A 4,115-nucleotide genomic window follows, 5' to 3' on the forward strand; every position below is an offset into this window, starting at 1 on the left:
AAACTTTTCTGACTTTTCTTCAGCCATTTATGAATGTTTGAATGATGCCCATTTGAAACATAAAAAAGAACTGGATTCCTTGCTGACTCTACGATTTCAGAAGTTTAATAAATCTCAGATTATGAACGTCTAAAGTATATCTTACGCCATAGCGATTACACAGGGACATCTCATCGGCTTGAATCGGTCGAGAGGCATTACTAATATCAGTTTTTCCTTCGCAGAATTCCCGAAATCCCCCTGAGGTTCCCGAAAATTTTACGCTCACTTCTGCTGTACCCGGTTGACTGCTTTTGAATTTCTCGGCCACGGCCTGGGTAATCGGGTATACGGTACTAGAACCATCAATTTTAATTGATTTATTAGCTGGAGATTCCCCTATGCCACAGGCCGGCAGTAGGCTAATTATCAAAATACTTAACGCAGAAAATACCATTTTCACAGAATTTTTGTCGCTTTTACTCATTGTCTCTGTCCCCGTTATCAGTCAATAACTACATAATATCATTTCAAAAAAAGTTGATATATATAATTAAGAATTCTAAAGTTGAATGTTATCGAAAATACATCAAACTGATGGACAAAAGGACAACAAAAACGTTTATCTGTAGGGTCTGATACTAAATCCGTTGAGTATGCGCTACATATCAGGACAGGCAAAAGGCAAAAGGCAAAAGGCAAAAGGCAAAAGGCAAAAGGCAAAAGGCAAAAGGCAAAAGGCAAAAGGCAAAAGGCAGCTTTGTTCTCCCCACTTCCCCACTTCCCCACTTCCCCACACCCTACTTCCCCACTTCCCGCTCCTATAACCCAACCCCCTAAACCATAACGCTGCCCGATTTTGCTAGGATAAGAAATGTAACAAGAATCTTTCTTAACAGTCGGATAATTCATGGGCAACGATACCATCACCTTACTCTCTCCCCGGGAAATTGAAAAAATGCGTCGAGCCGGACGATTAGCGGCTAAACTGTTAGACCATCTGGCCGATATGGTTAAACCGGGGGTAAGTACCCTAGAAATCAATGACGAGGCAGAACGTTGGACCTGCGCCCATGGAGCCAAAAGTGCGCCCCTAGGATACCATGGCTTTCCTAAGTCCATATGTACTAGCATTAACGAGGTTATCTGTCACGGCATCCCCAGCGCCGATCAAATCCTCAAAGACGGCGATATTATTAACATTGATGTCACCCCGATTTTAGAAGGTTATCACGGCGATACCTCCCAGACTTTCTTTGTCGGTACTCCCTCCCCCTTGGCCAAAAAGTTAGTGGAAGTGACTAGAGAATGTCTGCAAAGAGGCATAGATGCGGTGCAGCCGGGGGGTAAAATCGGCGATATCGGCGCCGCTATCCAAGAATACGCCGAAGGAGAGGGATTTTCAGTGGTTAGAGATTTTGTCGGTCATGGTATCAGTAATGTTTTTCACACCGGTCCGCAGGTTCCCCACTACGGCATTCGCGGCAAAGGCAAAACAATTCGCCCCGGCATGGTATTCACCATTGAACCAATGATTAATGAGGGAACCTGGCAACATATTGTCTTAAAAGACGGTTGGACTGCTATTACTAAAGATGGTAAGCTTTCGGCCCAATTTGAACACACCATCGCCGTCACCGAAACTGGTGTCGAAATCCTCACTTTACCCGATTAAATTTAGGGAACAGGAAACAGGGAATGGGAGAATGGGGAAATAGGGAAGTTTCAACGGGAGCATCTCACCTTTGTAACCCCTAAATCAGGTTTTTATGTCAAGCTATTTTGAAAGCCTTGCTAGAAACCAGTTTTATGGATAAGTATAATTACTCACTTGTATAAATGAGATGCTCCCAGTTTCAACTAATACCCCAAAACCCCCCGCAACGCGCACGAAGTGGTCACCCACCTCCCCACTGATAACTGATAACTGATAACTGATAACTGATAACTGATAACTGATAACTGATAACTGATAACTGAATATATGCAGTATCGTCGTTTCGGTCGCACTAATCTACAAATGCCGGTGTTTTCCTGTGGGGGAATGCGCTATCAATTTCAGTGGCAGGATTTGCCAATGTCGCAAATTCCCGACGAGAATCAAGGCAATTTAGAGGCAATCATCAATAAATCTCTAGAAGTGGGGATTAATCACATCGAAACCGCTAGGGGTTACGGCACTTCGGAGATGCAATTGGGCAAAATTTTGCCGCAACTACCGAGGGATGAGATTATCGTGCAGACGAAAGTTTCTCCTAGTCAAGATGTGCGGGAATTTCGCCGTAAATTTGAGCAATCCCTGCAATTTTTACGGTTAGATTATGTGGATTTGTTGGGTATCCATGGCATCAACACCGCTGAAATTCTCGATGACACTATGGCCGAGGGCGGTTGTTGGCAAGGGGCGAAAAAATTACAGCAACAGGGAAAAGTTCGTTTTATCGGTTTCTCCACCCATGCACCAACTGATGTAATTGTCAAGACTATTGCAACAAATTGTTATGATTACGTCAATTTGCACTGGTACTATATTTTTCAGAATAACTGGCCAGCCATAGAAGCGGCAAAACAGCACGATATGGGCGTTTTTATCATTAGTCCCTCCGATAAGGGCGGCCATCTCTACAATCCTCCCCCTAAGCTCGTCGCGCTCTGTTCTCCTCTCAGTCCGATGGTTTTTAATGACCTATTCTGTCTCAGTCATCGGGCCGTTCATACCCTGAGTATCGGTACTGCGCAAGCCAGAGATTTTGATGAACACCTGAAAACTTTACCCTTACTCGATCGATCCGAGGAGATTTTACCGGCAATTATCGAGAGATTGCAAGGAGAGATGATCAACTGTTTAGGCGATAATTGGGTAAAAACTTGGTCTTTGGGTTTACCTAGCTGGGAAAATACCCCCAATCACATCAATATTCGTTCTATCCTCTGGTTACGCAATCTCGCTATCGCCTACGATATGATTGACTTTGCCAAGGCCAGATACAATCTCTTGGGGAATGGGGGTCATTGGTTCCCCGGTCAACAGGCAAAAGAGGTGGAAAAACTCGATTTAACTGCCTGTTTAGCCGCTAGTCCCCACGCTGATAAAATTCCCTATCTTCTCGCCGAAACTCATCGATTATTGTCGGGAGAGACGGTACAACGCTTAAGCAGTAGTTAAAATTCGATGCCGGGTTGCGCTTTCACTCCCTGTTGACGAAAGGGATGTTTAATTAACTTCATTTCCGTGACTAAATCCGCTATCTCGATTAATTCGGGTAAAGCTCCTCTACCAGTGAGAATAACGTGACAATTAGCGGGTTTTCGGGCTAAACCAGCGATAACTTCCTGAATATCCAGATAGCCGAATTTAAGGGCGATATTGATCTCATCGAGTAAAATTAATTTATATTGGGGATTTTCGAGAAAAGTTAGGGCTTTTTGCCATGCTTCTTGGGCTTTCTCTATATCTCTTTCTCTATCTTGAGTTTCCCAGGTGAAACCTTCCCCCATTGCATAAAACTCGATTTGTTCCCCCCAAACACTAAAAATCTTTTGTTCGGCAGGTTCCCAAGCACCTTTGATAAATTGTACCACCGCCACTTTGTAACCATGACCGAGGGAACGTAAAACCATACCGAGGGCTGCCGTGGTTTTTCCCTTACCATCGCCAGTATTAACGATAATTAAACCTTTTTCAGCAATTTTTTCGGCTAAACGTTCCTCTTGGATAACCTTGCGGCGCTGCATTTTTTCTTTGTATTGTTCGGGAGTTAGTTGCATTCGGGTCTGTCCAGTCAAATCAAGATAATTGTAACTCAAGGGGTTATCGATCGCTGTTTGCAGATTTTAACCGGCTAAATTGTCTGGGGGTTGATGCCTAATTCTCGTAATTTTGCCGCTAATCTTTCCTTAGCTTGTCGTTCTTGTTCTTTTTCTAAAAGAGCCTGTTCTTTTGCCTGTCTTTCCTGTTCCCTTTCTAGAAGAATCTGTTCCTTTTCTGAAAGAATCTGTTCCCTTTCTAAAAGAATCTGTTCCTTTGCTTGTCTTTGCTGTAATTCAGCTTCTTGGGGAGTGGGAACCAGTTGACCATCGACGGTAAAATAACGCAGTTTCCCGTCAAATATGCCTAAATATAATCCTAACTGTTC

Annotated in this window: 5 protein-coding genes and 2 pseudogenes; 3 read left to right on the top strand and 4 right to left on the bottom strand. The window is 43.6% G+C overall.

Going from position 1 to position 4,115, the window contains the following annotated elements; all coding sequences use genetic code 11:
- A pseudogene (locus tag IM509_RS08200) lies at positions 1-133 on the top strand (IS630 family transposase); the annotation flags it as partial.
- Here the strand turns inward: IM509_RS08200 and IM509_RS08205 are convergent.
- Positions 89-466, bottom strand: a complete 378-nt coding sequence (locus IM509_RS08205; protein WP_249264980.1) for a substrate-binding domain-containing protein — start codon at positions 464-466, stop codon at positions 89-91. The pseudogene IM509_RS08200 and the gene IM509_RS08205 overlap by 45 nt on opposite strands.
- 423 nt (positions 467-889) lie before the next feature.
- Between IM509_RS08205 and map the strand changes: the two genes are divergently transcribed.
- Complete coding sequence (gene map, locus IM509_RS08210; protein WP_052277160.1) at positions 890-1,654, top strand: type I methionyl aminopeptidase; 765 nt, start codon at positions 890-892, stop codon at positions 1,652-1,654.
- Between the two features lie 185 nt (positions 1,655-1,839).
- Here map and IM509_RS08215 read toward each other — a convergent pair whose 3' ends face one another.
- Positions 1,840-1,989 (bottom strand): hypothetical protein, encoded by a 150-nt coding sequence (locus IM509_RS08215; protein ID WP_287716787.1) that lies wholly within the window; start codon positions 1,987-1,989, stop codon positions 1,840-1,842.
- Between IM509_RS08215 and IM509_RS08220 the strand changes: the two genes are divergently transcribed.
- Positions 1,964-3,145, top strand: a complete 1,182-nt coding sequence (locus tag IM509_RS08220) for an aldo/keto reductase (RefSeq protein ID WP_185237388.1) — start codon at positions 1,964-1,966, stop codon at positions 3,143-3,145. The genes IM509_RS08215 and IM509_RS08220 overlap by 26 nt on opposite strands.
- Here IM509_RS08220 and cobO read toward each other — a convergent pair.
- Together cobO and IM509_RS08230 are read right to left on the bottom strand one after the other, a co-directional pair.
- Positions 3,142-3,747: a cob(I)yrinic acid a,c-diamide adenosyltransferase gene (cobO, locus tag IM509_RS08225; RefSeq protein ID WP_002789509.1), complete on the bottom strand. Its 606-nt coding sequence runs from the start codon at positions 3,745-3,747 to the stop codon at positions 3,142-3,144. The genes IM509_RS08220 and cobO overlap by 4 nt on opposite strands.
- A 74-nt stretch (positions 3,748-3,821) precedes the next feature.
- Positions 3,822-4,115: pseudogene (locus IM509_RS08230) on the bottom strand (Uma2 family endonuclease); the annotation flags it as partial.

The sequence above is a fragment of the Microcystis sp. M31BS1 genome (genome assembly GCF_020245285.1).
Taxonomy (GTDB): domain Bacteria; phylum Cyanobacteriota; class Cyanobacteriia; order Cyanobacteriales; family Microcystaceae; genus Microcystis; species Microcystis panniformis.

Excerpts from the sequence above, each read along its gene's own strand:
- IM509_RS08205 (WP_249264980.1), bottom strand. The coding sequence starts at position 466 with ATGAGTAAAAGCGACAAAAATTCTGTGAAAATGGTATTTTCTGCGTTA.
- map (WP_052277160.1), top strand. The coding sequence starts at position 890 with ATGGGCAACGATACCATCACCTTACTCTCTCCCCGGGAAATTGAAAAA.
- IM509_RS08220 (WP_185237388.1), top strand. The coding sequence starts at position 1,964 with ATGCAGTATCGTCGTTTCGGTCGCACTAATCTACAAATGCCGGTGTTT.
- cobO (WP_002789509.1), bottom strand. The coding sequence starts at position 3,747 with ATGCAACTAACTCCCGAACAATACAAAGAAAAAATGCAGCGCCGCAAG.